Consider the following 13,949-nt stretch of genomic DNA (forward strand, 5'->3'; position numbering starts at 1 on the left):
TACTACTGGTGATGCGTACTACTGGTGGCCTGTTACAGCGCCACTCTTCGGCAGCCAGCCCCGTCGCCCGTCCTGCGTCTGCTCTGGCTTGGAACCCCACTGCCGAACCTCCCGGTGCGCGCGCCCGCAGCCGACGCCTTCACCGAGGTACTGCTCACTGATTCCACTGCTGGGTACTGCCACTGCGGTACTACTCACGGCGGCCCCTGATCACTGCGGGCCACCCGGTCCGGTCGTCAGTCCCGTCGCCGTCCTGCAACAACCCTGGCTTCGGAACTCCACCACCGCACCGTCCTGCGCACTGCAACTGCGGTACTTCTCCCCGGCAGTTCGTGTCTGCCGGGCCCTGCGGTCTTTCTGGGTTACGAGAGAAACCATAACCACACCACCGACCAATGTCTACTCTAGCCAAGATAGATTTTCGGGTGTGGGTGGTGAGGTGTGGAGGCCGAGGACCAACCCACGACCGGTCGGCGCACACGTGACCGTCGACCAGTGAGCGCAGCATCACCTCCGTCTCGGGCGCGAACGCCGGTGACGAAACTGGGTTCAGTTCCCGCAAGAACAGTGAAGAAACCAGGCAGATCTGCCGCGTGTTCTGCGAATCACCGGGCACGAGGAGCAACGGAGGTTGATAACTATGGTTCCCCTGCTTCTCGTCCTGCTTCTGGCCCTGATCCTCTTCGGCGCGGGATTCGCACTGAAGGCACTGTGGTGGATCGCCGTCATCGTGCTGGTCGTCTGGCTGCTGGGCTTCGTGCTGCGCAGTGCGGACACCGGCGGCCGCAAGGGCCGCTGGTATCGCTGGTAACCCACCCAACAGCAGCAGACCTGTGGGCCCCGGGAACACCCGGGGCCCACAGGCACGTCCGACCTCAGGGCAACTCCCCGGGCAAACGGTGTAACCACCACCTTCCCGGGCACCAGGCCCCACAGCTGGGGCCCGGTGAAGCAGCGGAACCTGCACCTCCAACCACCGGACCCCAGCCGCACCCCAACACCCCTCACGGCCGGCTTCGCCGCCGAGCACCTGAGACGCCCATGCAGGTCACATAACGCCGTCCAGTGCCGTCGCGTCCGGCAGCCGGCTGCTCCCGGATTCGATCTCGGGGAACGAAGCCGCCAGGCTCGTGCCCCGCCGTGAGTGCAGCACTACTCGGCCCGCGTCGACGGAGACCAGGGCCCGCCACCCGTCCCACTTCGGCTCACCCGCCCACCCCGGCAGCAGCGCAGGGTCGGACTCAGGGGCGGCGAGCATCGGTTCCGGCAGTGTCCACGTCGCAGCCCATGCCTTCCACCCAGTCCGCCCGTCGGCAACCGAGTGCGCGTACGCACCCGACTACCGGCCCGACCACGGCAGGTCAGCGCACTACAACACCTCGACGGGGGCTGTGTGCTGAGTTCCTGGCGCACGTCCAGGCGGCGCAGCCGGACGCTGGCTACTGGCTGCCCCGGGTCCCGTGTCGTACGGTCTGACGTCGCGGCCGCCCACCGTCCGCAACGGATCTCACCGACCCCGGCGGTGCCGCCGGTACGGCCGGGAGATCTGAATCCATACCGGGAATCAGGCGGCGACGAGCTCCTGCTCGCGGTCCGGCGTCTTGACCTTGGGCTTCTTGTTCGGCAGTGAGAGCCGGACGACCTTGCGCCACGCGGAGAACACCTGCTTGGGCAGCGGGCCGGTGACGTACTCCAGCTCGTACTTCTCGAACAGCGCGCGTACCTTCACCGCGACCTCGGCGTACCGGTTGCTCGGCAGGTCCGGGAACAGGTGGTGCTCGATCTGGTGCGACAGGTTGCCGGTCATGAAGTGCATGGCCTTGCTGCCGCTGATGTTCGCCGAGCCCATCATCTGGCGCAGGTACCACTGGCCGCGCGTCTCGCCCTTGATCGACCGGCGCTCGAAGACCTGTACGCCCTCGGGGAAGTGCCCGCACATGATCACCGAGTGGGACCAGATGTTGCGGACCAGGTTCGCGGTGAACGTGGCGGCGAGCGTGGGGAGGAACGACGGGCCCGACAGCAGCGGGTGGATCACGTAGTCCTTGAGCACCTGCTTGCGGATCTTGCGGCCCACGGCCTTGGCCTGCGCGCGGAACACGGGGTTCTTGCGGCGGCGCTTGTTCAGGTTCTTGCCGAGCTCCAGGTCGTACGCGGCGATGCCGTACTCGAAGAAGCAGGCGTTGAGGAAGTTCCACAGCGGCTGGCCGAGGTGGAACGGGTGCCACTTCTGGTCCTCGTCGACGCGCATGATGCCGTAACCGAGGTCGTTGTCCTTGCCGATCACGTTGGTGTACGTGTGGTGCAGCTCGTTGTGCGAGTGCTTCCACTGGTCGGACGGCGAGACGTGATCCCATTCCCAGGTGGTGGAGTGGATCTTCGGGTCCCGCATCCAGTCCCACTGGCCGTGCAGGACGTTGTGACCGATCTCCATGTTGTCCATGATCTTCGCCACGGACAGCCCGGCGGTGCCGATCAGCCACGCGGGCGGGAAGAACGAGAACAGCAGCACGCCCCTGCTGGCCAGCTCGAGCTTGCGCTGCGCCGAGATGACCTTGCGGATGTAGGCGGCGTCTTTCTCGCCGCGGCTGGCGATCACCTCGTCGCGGATCGCGTCCAGCTCGCGGCCGAGCTCCTCGATCTGCTCCGCGGTCAGGTGGGCGGTGGGGTCGATGGCGGTCAAATTGTTCCTACCGTTCGATGTCGCAGGGGCCCGCGGCGGCGGACACGCAGGTCTGGATGAGGACGCCCGGATCGGCTTCGGTGATATCGCCGGTGCGCAGGTCGCGGACGGCGCCCGCCTTGAGCGGCGTGATGCAGCCGAAGCAAATGCCCATGCGGCACCCGGAGGGCATGAGCACGCCGGCCTGTTCGCCGACGTCCAGCAACGGCGTTGCGCCATCCGCGTCGACGGTCTTGCCGGTGGCGCTGAACGTGACCTCGCCGCCGTCGCCGGCGACGACGATGCTGGGGCGGAAGCGTTCGGTGTGCAGGCGCTCTTGGACGCCGTGCTCGGTCCAGTGCGCTTCGGCGGCGTCGAGCAGGCCCGCGGGCCCGCAGGCCCAGGTCTCGCGCTCGGCCCAGTCGGGCACGAGTTCGTCGAGACGGGCGATGTCGAGCATGCCGTCCGTGTCGGTGTGCACCTCGGTGAGCCGCAGCTTCTTGTCCGCGACCAGGTCGTGCAGTTCGTTGCGGAAGATCACGTCTTGCGGCTGTGGCGCGCAGTGGACCATGACGACGTCGTCGAACTCGGTGTCGCGCAGCATGCCCATCACGGGCGTGATGCCGCTGCCGGCCGTCAGGTAGAGCACCTTGGCGGGCTTGGCCTGCGGCAGCACGAAGTCACCGGTCGGCTGGTCGAGCTGGATCAGCGTGCCCGGTTTCGCCCTGCGGACCAGGTGGTTGCTGACCTTGCCGTCCGGGATCGCCTTCACGGTGATCGTGACGCGGCCGTCCTGGCGGTTTGTCGGCGAGGTGAGGGAGTAGGCACGCCACAGGCGCACCCCGTCGACGTCGACCCCGATCCGCACGTACTGACCGGCTGTGTGGCCGCGCCAGCCCCGTCCCGGCCTGATCACGATGGTCGCGGCGTCATCCGTCTCGGGGTGCACGGCCTCGATGCGCCCACGCAGGTCAGCGCCCGCACGCAGCGGGCTGACCAGGTCGAGGTAGTCCGACGGCAGCAGCGGCGTCGTGACCATCTCCAGTAGCTTCCACGCCCTGCTGCGGAGGGCTGCACTCGTCATGACTCCAGCTTGCTGCGCCTCAGGGCGTAAAGTCCTGACCGCAGGACGTAAATCTGGTCGGCTGAATTGTTCGCAGGGAACAAAATCATGAGCCATGCAATACAGAGGGCCAGCGAACTGGCCCTGGACGAGACGACGGTCACCGCACTGCGGGCCGCGCTGAAGACCACCGCCGACGAGGTCGTCCAGGCGATCATCGACGAGGTCCCTCCCTACGCCAACGCCCTTTCGGGCCACATGGGCGCCACCATCCGCCGAGCCGTCCGCACCGCCCTTGGGCACTACCTGGACCTCGCGAGCGGGAACGCCACGGGTGGCGACGGCGGTGACGCGGCCTACGAGCTGGGCCGCGGCGAGGTCCGCGACGGCCGTTCGATGGACGCCCTGCTCAGCGCCTACCGCGTCGGTGCCCGCGTGGCCTGGCGATGCCTGGCAGCGGGGGCCGTAGCCGCAGGTCTGCCCGCCGCCGAGGTCGCCAAGTTCGCCGAGCTGACCTTCGCCTACATCGACGAGCTCTCCGCCGCGAGCGCCGCGGGCCACGCCGACGAACTGGCCGCCCGGGGCAGGGATCACGAGCGCCACCTGGAGCATCTGGCTCGCGACCTCCTCGCCGGTGCGAGCCCGGACGTGCTGCTGGCCTCTGCTCAACGGGCCGGGTGGCAGCCTCCGGTTTCGCTGACCGCGGTCCTGTTGCCCGCCGCCCAGGCCCGGCCTGCCTATCGCGCGCTCGATCCGAGCACCCTCGTCCTCGACGATCTGCCGGACGCCACCGGTGTGCTGCTCGTCCCCGATGCCGACCGATCACATCTCTTGCGGCAACTGACCGACCGCACCGCCGTGGTCGGCCCGGCCCGGCCATGGACTCGTGCGTCCGCCTCGTACGCGCGAGCCGCACGCGCGCGCTCTCTTTCCTCCGACATTCGCGACACCGAGGACCACCTGCCCGAACTGGTGCTGAGCGCCGACGTGGACGCGTTCGCAGACCTGCGTGCCCGAGCCCTCGCACCGTTGCGGACCTTGCCTGTCGCGACCGCAGGGCGGCTGGAGGATACGTTGCGGGCGTGGCTGCTGCACCAGGGCAGGCGGGACGAGGTGGCGGCGGAGTTGTTCGTCCATCCCCAGACCGTTCGGTACCGGATGTCGCAGCTGCGGGAGCTGTTTCCGGATCTCGCATCGCCGCACCGGGTCCTTGAACTGACGCTGGCGGTCGGTCTTCGGGGCAGCTGACGCGTACGGCCGCTCGCGCCGGGGACCACCGTGGTTCTGCGACGGCCCCGTGCCTCCCTTCCAACAGGTCAGCCGGACGACCGACCGGGCCGGCCTGGCACACCGCGCGAGGGATGATGGGCATGGAATGACGGAACGTGAGGTCAGGAGCTTCCATGACGAAGCGGGTTCACCGACCCCGTGAGGACGCGGAGTTCGATTTCATCCTCGGGATGAGCGGAGTTCCGGTCCTCGCATACTTCACCGGGACATGGCCCAAGGCAATCGAGCCCTGCCGGGTGATGGACCTCGTCGTGGGTGGCATCGCCGACGACTACACGGGCCGCCTGACGGCCGTCCGCGCCGACATCACGCGTTGTCCGGCCGCGACCGAGCGATACGGAATCACCGGAGCCCCGTCCTACGTCCTGCTGAAGGAGGGAGAAGCGGTGGCGCACGGCACGGGGCCTATGACCATCGCCGAGCTACGGAAGTTCCTGGACGGCCACCTCTGAGCGGCCGCTGCGGCACGAGGCGGCGACGCCCGCCACGTCTCGTCTATGGGAGCTGCGCCGCCTGAGGCACCTTGGGGCTGGGACACCCCCACAGGTCGCATAACCCCGTCGAGCGCGGTCGCGTCCGGCAGCTGCGCGGCGCCGGAGGGCACCTCGGGAAAGGCGGGCAAGAGGTCCGTCCACCTGGCGAGAGCGCAGCACCAGGCGCCCGGCGGCCACCGCGAGCAGGCCCGCCAGCCATCCCACTTCACCTCTGCAGCCCACACCGGCGGTAGGCCGGGATCGGACACGGTGCGGCGAGCATCGGCTCCGGCAGGGTCCACATGACTCAGACCTTCCACACGGGGGCCTTGAACCCTCACCCCGTCGCCGGGCAATGGTCGCCGCCGACGAGGCGACGGCCGACGGGGAAACCAGGTCGGCCAGGAGACCCCGCCGACCGAAGCCCAGCCAGGGTGGGATCATGCAATGCAGCAGGTCAGATCCGTACAACGGGGAGTACACGTATGCGCCGGGCAATGACCATCACAGCGCTCATAGCGGCAGCCGGGCTGATGGCCGCGTGCGGCAGCAGCAGCGACGGCGAGAAGACGGAACGCGCCGACAAGGGCACGCCCACGTCCTCGCCGAAGCCAGCCTCCGAAGGCGAGGACAGGACGTACGAGGTCTCCTTCGAAGTGGGCGGCAAGGGCAAGTCCAACGTCTCCTACAACCTCGACACGAACCACTTCGAGCAAGTCCCACTTCCGTGGAGGAAGTCAGACAAACTCACCTTGAACAGCACCGAACGCAAGGTCGGGATCACCGTGTCCGTCGTACCGGGGCCAGTGATGCTGTCCAACGGCCAGGCCGCCGCTGCTCCTTGCTCCATCTCCGTCGATGGGAAGAAGGTCGCCGAGGACCCGGGTGGCGCCGACGGTAAGCACATGTGCGAGTACACCCTGCGGTAACAGCACACTGTTGACGATGCTCAGCAACCCGGGAGCGCTGTCCGCGCCGGTCGGTACTGAGGAAGCGGCGCCCGTTTCGTCAAGAAGACAGGCGCTGGCGCACCGCGAAGCAACCTCGCCGGCACCGCCGGGGCCCGGCTCAGCGCGGCCTTCACGGAGATGCTGAGTAAGGTCGCGCAGCAGTGTCCCTCCAGCGCGTCGCCAGCGGCGCCGCCGACCGGTCCGGCGGAGACGTTGCCGACCGGGGAGACACCGCCAAGTGACTCGATCGAGCCGATCGCCCCACGGCGGGGCCGGAGGTGGAGTTGAACGCTCGCGACTGGTGCGCGAGCAACCTCCATGAGCAGCGCATCACCCAGGCGCTCTGGGATCTCAGGGTGGCGCCGAGGGTCGGACACCCCTGCCGCCGCCGTCGACGTACCTCTGCGTCATTCGAACGGGTGAAGGTCCTTTCGCTGCGCGCTTTCCTCGTTGCCGGGATCGAAACCGTCGAGCCCGGTTCGGAGGGTCCGGCCCCCGCTCCGGCATCGAGGAGTTCCTGGAGTACCACTACTTGGCGGTGCTGGTGTGCTGATCTGTTGGCCGCCGACCTGCGGGAGGCAGGGCGCCGCGATCAGGCGGCGCCCGGCGGATCACGGTGTGGATCGGGCTGCGGATCCTTGCGCAGGGTGGTGGTGATTGCGTCGCCGACCTCCCTGGTGAGGGCGGGCCGTTCGCCAGTCAGGCCGAGTTCCTGGGCCAGGGTGATGCCGTGCAGGTCGACGGTGGCCTCGACGAGATCGGCGAACACCGCCGTCGCCGAGCGGCCCCGGATCCATGCCGTGGCCGCGACGACCACGGCGGCGGACAGCGCCGGCCACCACCAGGCGCCAAGCAGCAGGTACAGCGCGGCCCATCCGGCGAGCCCGAAAGCGGCGCCGTAGGCCTCGCGAGCGGAGAGGAGTTCGGCCCGGACCGCATCGGGCACCGTCAGCCAGAGCCGGGGCCAGGCGGCGCCGAGTTCCAGGCCGTAGGCGTCATACACCCGCTGGTCGGCCGCGTGGAGGCGGTCGCCGATCCAGGTGGGCCGCCGGGGGCGGACGAGGGCGATGGCCTCGCGCCGTTCGATGGCCCTGGCGAGTTCGGCGCGGGTCCCGGCCGCCTCGCACGCCGCGGCGGCCTGCTGCCAGCGGTGGACGCGGCGCCGTACGAGAAGGCGGGCGGGCCACCGGTCGCCCCGACTGGTCCACAGGCGCTCCACGACGACGGCCGACGCTCTGGCGCACATTCCGGCCAGCGTGGCCGCCGCCAGCACCCCGGCGGCCACGAGGAGGATCGCACCGGCGTTGGAGGCTCCTGGGTGTGCGGCCAACCGGTCGATGGCGCGTTGGAGTGCAGCCAGGTCCAGGGCGTGGGCGTGTCCCAATACGACGGCGGCGGCCACACCGGCGACGTAGACCACCCCGGGCAGGACGAGCAGGGCGAGCCACTTCTCGGCGGCCTTGCTGGCGAGGGCGGACAGAAAGGTGGTCACAGCCGGGCCCGGCCATAGACGAAGGGACGGCCAGTCATCGCGCACACGGGGGCCTCCGGGTACAACTCCGCGCTCGACAACCGCTCGCAGGGGTGGGCGGCGGGACAGATCCACCGGTGCACCACCGGACGGCCGGCGCTGTTCCCCGGCAGAGTCGGCAAGCCCTTCGCCGCCCTGGTCACGATGCCGAAGCCGGCCGCGGCCATCCGGTCGTCCAGGGTGTCCAGCCGACGCTCCAGCACGGAGCGTGCCATAGGTTCGTCTCCGCGCAGCGCCGCAAGAACAGCCCCGACGAGTTCCGCCGCGCCCGCCTCACGCGCCGCCTCCTCCAGCTCGCCCGCACCCATGAGTGTGCACACGCGACTGAGCCGTTCCGCGAGTTCGTCCACCGAGCGCTCCCTGCCTTCGCGATCGCCATGTGAGTTGCATAAACTCGGAGTTGGTGACTTTACGGGGCCCCAGGATCCGGCGCATCCCGCTACGGTGGTCGGCGGTGCGGCGCCAGGGTGATGTCGGGACGCCGCGGGGGACCAGACGGAAGCAAGGAAGCCATGAGCAAGTGGAAGCGCCGCAGACTGCTCTTCATGGCCTACGTGCACGAGAGGCGGGGCACCGACCCGTCCGACGTGCTGGCCGGGCTGCACGAACTGGCGGCCGAGGATCCGTACGACCTCGAAGTGCTGCTCACTGCCGCAGAACTGCTCGCCGACCGTGCCGACCGCAGAACCGGCACGGCGCGGGAAGCGGACCTCGCGGCCTCGATCGCCCTGCTGCATCGCTGCGTTCCGCTGGTGCCGCCGGGCCACTACGACCGCGGCCGGGTCTTCAACAGCCTGGGGCAGCGGCTGTTCACGGTCGCACAGGGCACGGACTCCCCCGAGCCCGTGGCCGAGTCAGTGCTCGCCTTCCGCGAGGCCGTGGCGGCGACGCCGCACGGCGACAGCATGCGCCAGGTGAACCAGTTTTATCTGGTGGTCCAGCTCGGTGAGCACTTCGAGCGGAGCGGGGACCGGGACGCACCCGTCGAGGCCGTCCAGGTGGCACGCGAGTGCTACGCCACCCTCCCGCCCGGCGACGAGCTCCGTCCCATGTTCCGGACGGCCCTGATCACCTCATTGCGGCATCTCGCGGGCGCCACCGCACACGTCGAACCGCTCCAGGAAGCCGTCGGCCTCGCGCGCGAAGCGCTGTCCGAGGCCAGCAGCACCTCCGACCGTGCCGGGGCACAATTCGATCTCGTACGCGCTCTGAGGGCACTGCACGACGCGACGACGGACACGCGACTGCTGGTCGAGGCGGTCGACTTGAGCGAACAGTGCCTTGCGGCCACACCGCGGCGCGATCCCGAGTTCAACACGCGTCGCACACGTCTCGCATCCGCCGTCAGACTGCTCGCCCAGGACCGCAGGGACCCCGACCTGATGCGCCGGGCCATCGACCTGATGCGGGCGACGATCGAGACACCGTCGGCCGCCGACGAGCACGCCGACACTCTCATCGACCTCATTCAGTCGCTGGCTTCCCTGCACGCCATGACCGACGACCAACTCGCCCTCAGGGACGCGGAACTGACCGCCCGCACGGCCGTTGCCGCCGCCCCCGACCCCGGCCCCTGGCGCACAGAGGCACAATTCACCCTGGCGACGATCCTGTTGTACCGCTCCAGCGTGGACGCGCGCGGCACGGACGGCGAAGCACTGCATGAGGCGCTGGGGCTGTTCCAGCACGTGGCGGCTGCCACACCGCCCGACCACCGGGAACGAGGAGATCGCCTGTGGCATCTGGGCGTCACCCTGCGCGACCTGGCCAGGCACGGCGACGGCGACACCGCCGCGTGGCGGCGCCAGGCACGGCATGTCTTCGCCGAGGCCGCGTCCGCCGCCGGACCGCCCAACGTACGGATCAAGAGCTTCCAGCACCTGGGCGCCATGGAGGCCGCCCTCGGCGACCCGCACGCCGCACTCGCTGCCTACGAAGCCGCAGTTGCCCTGCTGCCGCAGCTCACCCCGGACTGGCTGTCCTACATGGGCAACGTCATCGGACTCAGACAGATCGAGGGACTGCCGGACGGTGCCGCTGCCGCCGCACTGGAGCTCGGCAGACCGGAACGGGCTCTGGAACTTCTGGAGTTGTCGCGCGGAATCCTGCACGGCCGGACTCTGGAGGCCCGTGACCTCAGGCTGCTGCGGCACCGGGCACCCCAGCTCCATGCCGAGTTCCTGCGGCTGCGCACCGCCCTCAACGCCCGTGCCCGCGACGGGAACGACGGGAACTGGGACGACCTGATGAGCCGGATCCGGAGCCTCGACGGCATGGCAGGCTTCCTGCGGGCGCCCTCCGTCCAGGCGCTGCGCCGCCACGCCGATCAGGGCCCCGTAGTGATCGTGAACGTCACCGAGCGCCGCTGCGACGCACTCATCCTGCGGGCGGACGCCGAACAGCCCGTCCTGCCGGTGCCGTTGACCGGCCTGACCCAGGCCGACGTCATCGCTCACCTCCTGCGCCTGACTCGTGCCGTCTTCGTCGCCCCGAACGACCCGTCGCTGCTCACCCGTCGGGACGCCCAGCGGGACCTGGACGAGATCCTGCGCTGGCTGTGGGACCGCGTCACCGCACCCGTGCTCGACGCGCTGAGCCTCACCGCCCCGTCCTCCGATACGCAGCCCCCGCCCCGCATCTGGTGGTGCCCCGTCGGCCTGATGGCGTACTTCCCGCTCCACGCCGCCGGCCATCACGACAGCGGCGGGAACGCGACGGTGATGGACCGGGCCGTCTCCTCCTACACAACCACCGTGCGCGCCCTGTCCGGCCGGTTCAGTCCCCCGGCGGCCGGTACGCCCCTGCACACGCTGGTCGTGGCGGTGCCCGACGCCGAGAACGCCCCCTCGCTGCCGGGTGCGGCGGCAGAGGCCGCGGCCCTCACGGAACTGCTGCCGAACGCCCTGGTCCTGTCCGGCGCACAGGCCACCTACGAGAACGTCGTCCGCGCGCTGCCCGCCTACCCCGTCGCCCACTTCTCCTGCCACGGCCTCACCTTCTGGGAGAACCCCGCCGCCGGCATGCTGCTGCTCCACGACCACCTCACCCGGCCGCTGACCGTGGAACAGCTTTCCGCCATGGAACTGCCCTACGCGGACCTCGCCTACCTGTCCGCCTGCAGCACCTCCAACACGCACCCGGACAACGCCGACGAGGCACTGCACATCACCGGCGCCTTCCAACTCGCCGGATACCGGCGCGTCATCGGCACCCTCTGGCCGGTCAACGACACCACCTCGATGGAGATCACCCGCGCGACCTACGCCGACCTCACCCGCGGCGGCAGCCTCCCACCCCGCACCGAACTGTCGGCCCAGGCGCTGCACCGGGCCGTACGCGCCCTGCGTGACCGGTATCCGGCCAGCCCCTCACTGTGGGCCGGGTATGTCCACGTCGGTCACTGAAGGGGTATCCGTACCCGCAGCTTCACTGCCGCCCGCAGCACGGTCAGGGCCAGGTTAGATCGGCTGCCAGGTCCTTCTCCTCGCCCTCGGGCACGAGGACGGCCGCGACCCGCCACGCAGTCCGCGCCACCTCGTCGTCGGCGTCCCGCAGCATGACACGGTTGATCCAGGCCCACACACTCTTGTCGCCGATCTTGGAGAGTGTGTGCAGTGCCTGGCTGCGGGCCTGGGTCCGCTCGGAGTCGAGCTCCTGGCGGATCCGGGGCAGAGTGGTCTCCGGCGGGAGACGGGTCACCGCCCAGGACGGCATGTCTCGTACGAAGAAGTCCGGAGTATCCCCTGCTCACACTGGGCTTTCGAGGTGATCACGCGACCATCCATCGAGACGCCCCACGATCTGGGCGAGTGGTGCGAGTTGTAAGTGCGTGTTTCTCATCCCATGGTTCGTAACGGGTCTGATGGGGGGCTCGTCCGGGTGCCCTGGCGGTGCCGGTTGGTTGAGAACCGTCACACCGCGCCCGGCAGGTCAACGCCAGACCGGTGACGGCCCGCACCGGGGGTTATCCCCCGTTCTGATCTTGGGGTGCGCCGGATCGCGCCCCCGTTGGGGCGAAACTAGCGTTCGACCATGACCTCGACTCTGCGAAAGCACCTCGCCATGGCAATCGGTGTCGCTACGCTGCTCGCCGCAGAGGCGGGCACGGCCGTCGCCCAGCCTGTCGGCCCCTCCCCCGTGGAGCAGTTACGCCGGGATGCCGCAAAGATCCACGCCCTCGGTGTCAGCGGTGTGCAGGCCCGCGTCGTTGGGCCTGACGGTCGGCAGTCGGTCGCCACCAGCGGCACCGCCGACCTGACCACCGGCCGCCCGGTCTCTTCCCGCGGCTACTTCCGCATGGCCAGCACGTCCAAGGCGCTGGTCGCCACCGTGGTCCTCCAACTGGAGGCCGAGGGCAGGCTGTCCCTGGACGACACGGTCGACCACTGGCTGCCAGGAGTGGTGCAGGGTAACGGCAACGACGGCACTCGAATCACCATCCGCCAACTCCTCCAGCACACCAGCGGCATCCGCGACGCCCTGCCCGGATACACCACGCCGAAGGAGTACTACCAGCAGCGCCACGACGTCTACGAACCCAAGCAACTGGTCGACCTCGCCATGGCCCACGAGCCGGAGGAGTTCCTGCCCGGCGAGGGCTGGGCGTACTCCAACACCGGCTACGTCCTGCTCGACATGATCATCAAGAAGGCCACCGGTCAACCCGCCCACCAAGAGATCGAACACCGCATCCTAGGCCCGCTCGGCCTCAACCAGACCCGGTGGATGGGCACCTCGCCCACCCTGCCCCGGCCCCACGCCCAGGCCTACCAGCTCTTCGGCCCCGGTTCCCGGGTGAACGTCACCGACCAGATACCGGTGGACTACGAGAACCTTTCGTGGGTCACGACCACGCGGGACGAGAACCGCTTCCTCCGCGCGCTGCTCGACGGCCGCCTACTGCCGGCACGGCAGCTGGCCAAGATGAAGCAGACCGTCCCTGTGAGCGCGCAGGTCCAAGAGCTGTGGCCCGACGGCCGATACGGACTCGGCCTGGTCGAACGCCCCCTGAACTGCGGAGGAACCTACTGGAGCCACGAGGGAGGGGACGGCGGCTACATCACCCTCAACGGCGTCACCGACGACGGCAGGCGAAGCGCCGTCGTCTCCATGTCCGAGGCACGCGGCGACACCCCGCAGCACATACTGGAGCAGGAGAACGCGGCCAGCGCCCTGATCGACAACGCACTGTGCGCCGGGGGCCGCCCCAGAACCCGGTGAGCGGACGCGTCGTCGCGGTGAGCTCGGCGCGACGTTCGCTGGTACCGCAGATGAACGTTGCGCACCACCTTGCCCGGCCACATCGCGGGCTGGTCGCGGCGAAGCCGTACAAGCAACGCAAGCGTGAGCGGGCACCATGTGTCGATGGCTTCCAGCAGCACTTGGCAATCGAGTGGGGACGAAGCCTTCGTTCGCAGCCGCTCCTGCGCTGTCAGCGGCCGCATTCCGCGCCGACGAGGACGAAGGCCATCGTGACTGGTTGGTCGCCGTGGTTGCGCCAGGCGTGGCGGGTGCCGTTCTGGATCACGATGTCCCCTGCCGAGAGCCGAGTGCGGCGGCCGTCGTCGAGTTCGAGGACGATCTCGCCCTGCAGCACGATGCCGTAGTCGACAGTCGGCGTGGTGTGCATGCCGTCGGGTCCGATGAGTTCGGCAATGCCGGGCGAATCGGCTCGCTGTTCGCGGTCGAAGGCGACGGGGTCGAAAGCCGGGTCGGCCATCGCGGCGCCCGGCGGGAAGGTCAGGACGATGAACCGTGTCCCACCGGGGGCAGGGAGCAGACTGGTGACCTTCGACGTGGGGTCCTCCCCGGTCCGGCTGACCTGCTCGCCGGGTTCGGTGGCCCATGGCAGGCGGGACACCCAGCCCGGCAGGCTGGTGAACTCCCGGCTGCGCGGGACGGGGCCATCGCTGACGACGACCGACCTCCCGTTCTCGTCATGGCCGGTGACGACTCTGCGCATGTGTGTCTCCTCGGTCGG

At 69.3% G+C, this 13,949-nt stretch carries 12 protein-coding genes and 1 pseudogene; 6 read left to right on the forward strand and 7 right to left on the reverse strand.

The window, feature by feature from the left end:
- The first annotated feature begins 640 nt into the window (after positions 1 to 640).
- Positions 641 to 811 (forward strand): hypothetical protein, encoded by a 171-nt coding sequence (locus AB0G20_RS27865; protein WP_031106884.1) that lies wholly within the window; start codon positions 641 to 643, stop codon positions 809 to 811.
- Between the two features lie 237 nt (positions 812 to 1,048).
- Here AB0G20_RS27865 and AB0G20_RS27870 read toward each other — a convergent pair whose 3' ends face one another.
- The 3 genes from AB0G20_RS27870 to AB0G20_RS27880 all read right to left on the reverse strand — a co-directional run bounded on the left by AB0G20_RS27870 (position 1,049) and on the right by AB0G20_RS27880 (position 3,746).
- Positions 1,049 to 1,258 carry a hypothetical protein gene (locus AB0G20_RS27870; protein WP_361306969.1) on the reverse strand — a complete coding sequence of 70 codons (210 nt, stop codon included), beginning with the start codon at positions 1,256 to 1,258 and terminating at the stop codon, positions 1,049 to 1,051.
- A gap of 306 nt (positions 1,259 to 1,564) precedes the next feature.
- Positions 1,565 to 2,683, reverse strand: a complete 1,119-nt coding sequence (locus AB0G20_RS27875; RefSeq protein ID WP_361306971.1) for an acyl-CoA desaturase — start codon at positions 2,681 to 2,683, stop codon at positions 1,565 to 1,567.
- Positions 2,684 to 2,690: 7 nt separating this feature from the next.
- Entirely contained in the window at positions 2,691 to 3,746 is a 1,056-nt protein-coding gene (locus AB0G20_RS27880) for a ferredoxin reductase (RefSeq protein WP_361306973.1), read from the reverse strand.
- Between the two features lie 87 nt (positions 3,747 to 3,833).
- Between AB0G20_RS27880 and AB0G20_RS27885 the strand changes: the two genes are divergently transcribed.
- The 3 genes from AB0G20_RS27885 (at position 3,834) to AB0G20_RS27895 (ending at position 6,417) form a co-directional block, all read left to right on the forward strand.
- Positions 3,834 to 4,973: a helix-turn-helix domain-containing protein gene (locus AB0G20_RS27885; protein ID WP_361306975.1), complete on the forward strand. Its 1,140-nt coding sequence runs from the start codon at positions 3,834 to 3,836 to the stop codon at positions 4,971 to 4,973.
- 155 nt (positions 4,974 to 5,128) lie between these two features.
- A complete protein-coding gene (locus AB0G20_RS27890) occupies positions 5,129 to 5,467 on the forward strand; it encodes a thioredoxin domain-containing protein (protein ID WP_361306977.1) in 339 nt (112 codons plus the stop codon).
- A 518-nt stretch (positions 5,468 to 5,985) separates the two neighbouring features.
- Positions 5,986 to 6,417, forward strand: a complete 432-nt coding sequence (locus tag AB0G20_RS27895; protein WP_361306979.1) for a hypothetical protein — start codon at positions 5,986 to 5,988, stop codon at positions 6,415 to 6,417.
- A 613-nt stretch (positions 6,418 to 7,030) separates the two neighbouring features.
- Here AB0G20_RS27895 and AB0G20_RS27900 read toward each other — a convergent pair.
- Complete coding sequence (locus tag AB0G20_RS27900; protein ID WP_361306981.1) at positions 7,031 to 7,930, reverse strand: hypothetical protein; 900 nt, start codon at positions 7,928 to 7,930, stop codon at positions 7,031 to 7,033.
- On the reverse strand, positions 7,927 to 8,319 hold the full coding sequence (locus AB0G20_RS27905) for a hypothetical protein (RefSeq protein ID WP_361306983.1): 393 nt from the start codon (positions 8,317 to 8,319) through the stop codon (positions 7,927 to 7,929). Before AB0G20_RS27905 ends, AB0G20_RS27900 begins: the two co-directional genes overlap by 4 nt.
- Before the next feature lie 162 nt (positions 8,320 to 8,481).
- On the opposite strand from AB0G20_RS27905, the gene AB0G20_RS27910 reads away from it, so the two are divergent.
- The gene (locus AB0G20_RS27910; RefSeq protein WP_361306985.1) at positions 8,482 to 11,373 is read left to right on the forward strand and encodes a CHAT domain-containing protein; all 2,892 of its coding nucleotides are present in this window, start codon (positions 8,482 to 8,484) and stop codon (positions 11,371 to 11,373) included.
- A 55-nt stretch (positions 11,374 to 11,428) separates the two neighbouring features.
- Here the strand turns inward: AB0G20_RS27910 and AB0G20_RS27915 are convergent.
- A pseudogene (locus AB0G20_RS27915) lies at positions 11,429 to 11,704 on the reverse strand (HEAT repeat domain-containing protein); the annotation flags it as partial.
- Between the two features lie 297 nt (positions 11,705 to 12,001).
- Here AB0G20_RS27915 and AB0G20_RS27920 point away from each other — a divergent pair.
- Positions 12,002 to 13,189 (forward strand): serine hydrolase domain-containing protein, encoded by a 1,188-nt coding sequence (locus AB0G20_RS27920; RefSeq protein ID WP_361306987.1) that lies wholly within the window; start codon positions 12,002 to 12,004, stop codon positions 13,187 to 13,189.
- A gap of 211 nt (positions 13,190 to 13,400) precedes the next feature.
- On the opposite strand, the gene AB0G20_RS27925 is transcribed toward AB0G20_RS27920, so the two are convergent.
- Positions 13,401 to 13,931 (reverse strand): cupin domain-containing protein, encoded by a 531-nt coding sequence (locus AB0G20_RS27925; protein WP_361306989.1) that lies wholly within the window; start codon positions 13,929 to 13,931, stop codon positions 13,401 to 13,403.
- Positions 13,932 to 13,949: the final 18 nt, after the last annotated feature.

The sequence above is a fragment of the Streptomyces sp. NPDC024017 genome (assembly GCF_040638895.1).
In the GTDB taxonomy this organism is placed as follows: domain Bacteria; phylum Actinomycetota; class Actinomycetes; order Streptomycetales; family Streptomycetaceae; genus Streptomyces.

Excerpts from the sequence above, each read along its gene's own strand:
- AB0G20_RS27865 (WP_031106884.1), top strand. The coding sequence starts at position 641 with ATGGTTCCCCTGCTTCTCGTCCTGCTTCTGGCCCTGATCCTCTTCGGC.
- AB0G20_RS27870 (WP_361306969.1), bottom strand. The coding sequence starts at position 1,258 with ATGCTCGCCGCCCCTGAGTCCGACCCTGCGCTGCTGCCGGGGTGGGCG.
- AB0G20_RS27880 (WP_361306973.1), bottom strand. The coding sequence starts at position 3,746 with ATGACGAGTGCAGCCCTCCGCAGCAGGGCGTGGAAGCTACTGGAGATG.
- AB0G20_RS27885 (WP_361306975.1), top strand. The coding sequence starts at position 3,834 with ATGAGCCATGCAATACAGAGGGCCAGCGAACTGGCCCTGGACGAGACG.
- AB0G20_RS27890 (WP_361306977.1), top strand. The coding sequence starts at position 5,129 with ATGACGAAGCGGGTTCACCGACCCCGTGAGGACGCGGAGTTCGATTTC.
- AB0G20_RS27895 (WP_361306979.1), top strand. The coding sequence starts at position 5,986 with ATGACCATCACAGCGCTCATAGCGGCAGCCGGGCTGATGGCCGCGTGC.
- AB0G20_RS27910 (WP_361306985.1), top strand. The coding sequence starts at position 8,482 with ATGAGCAAGTGGAAGCGCCGCAGACTGCTCTTCATGGCCTACGTGCAC.
- AB0G20_RS27920 (WP_361306987.1), top strand. The coding sequence starts at position 12,002 with ATGACCTCGACTCTGCGAAAGCACCTCGCCATGGCAATCGGTGTCGCT.
- AB0G20_RS27925 (WP_361306989.1), bottom strand. The coding sequence starts at position 13,931 with ATGCGCAGAGTCGTCACCGGCCATGACGAGAACGGGAGGTCGGTCGTC.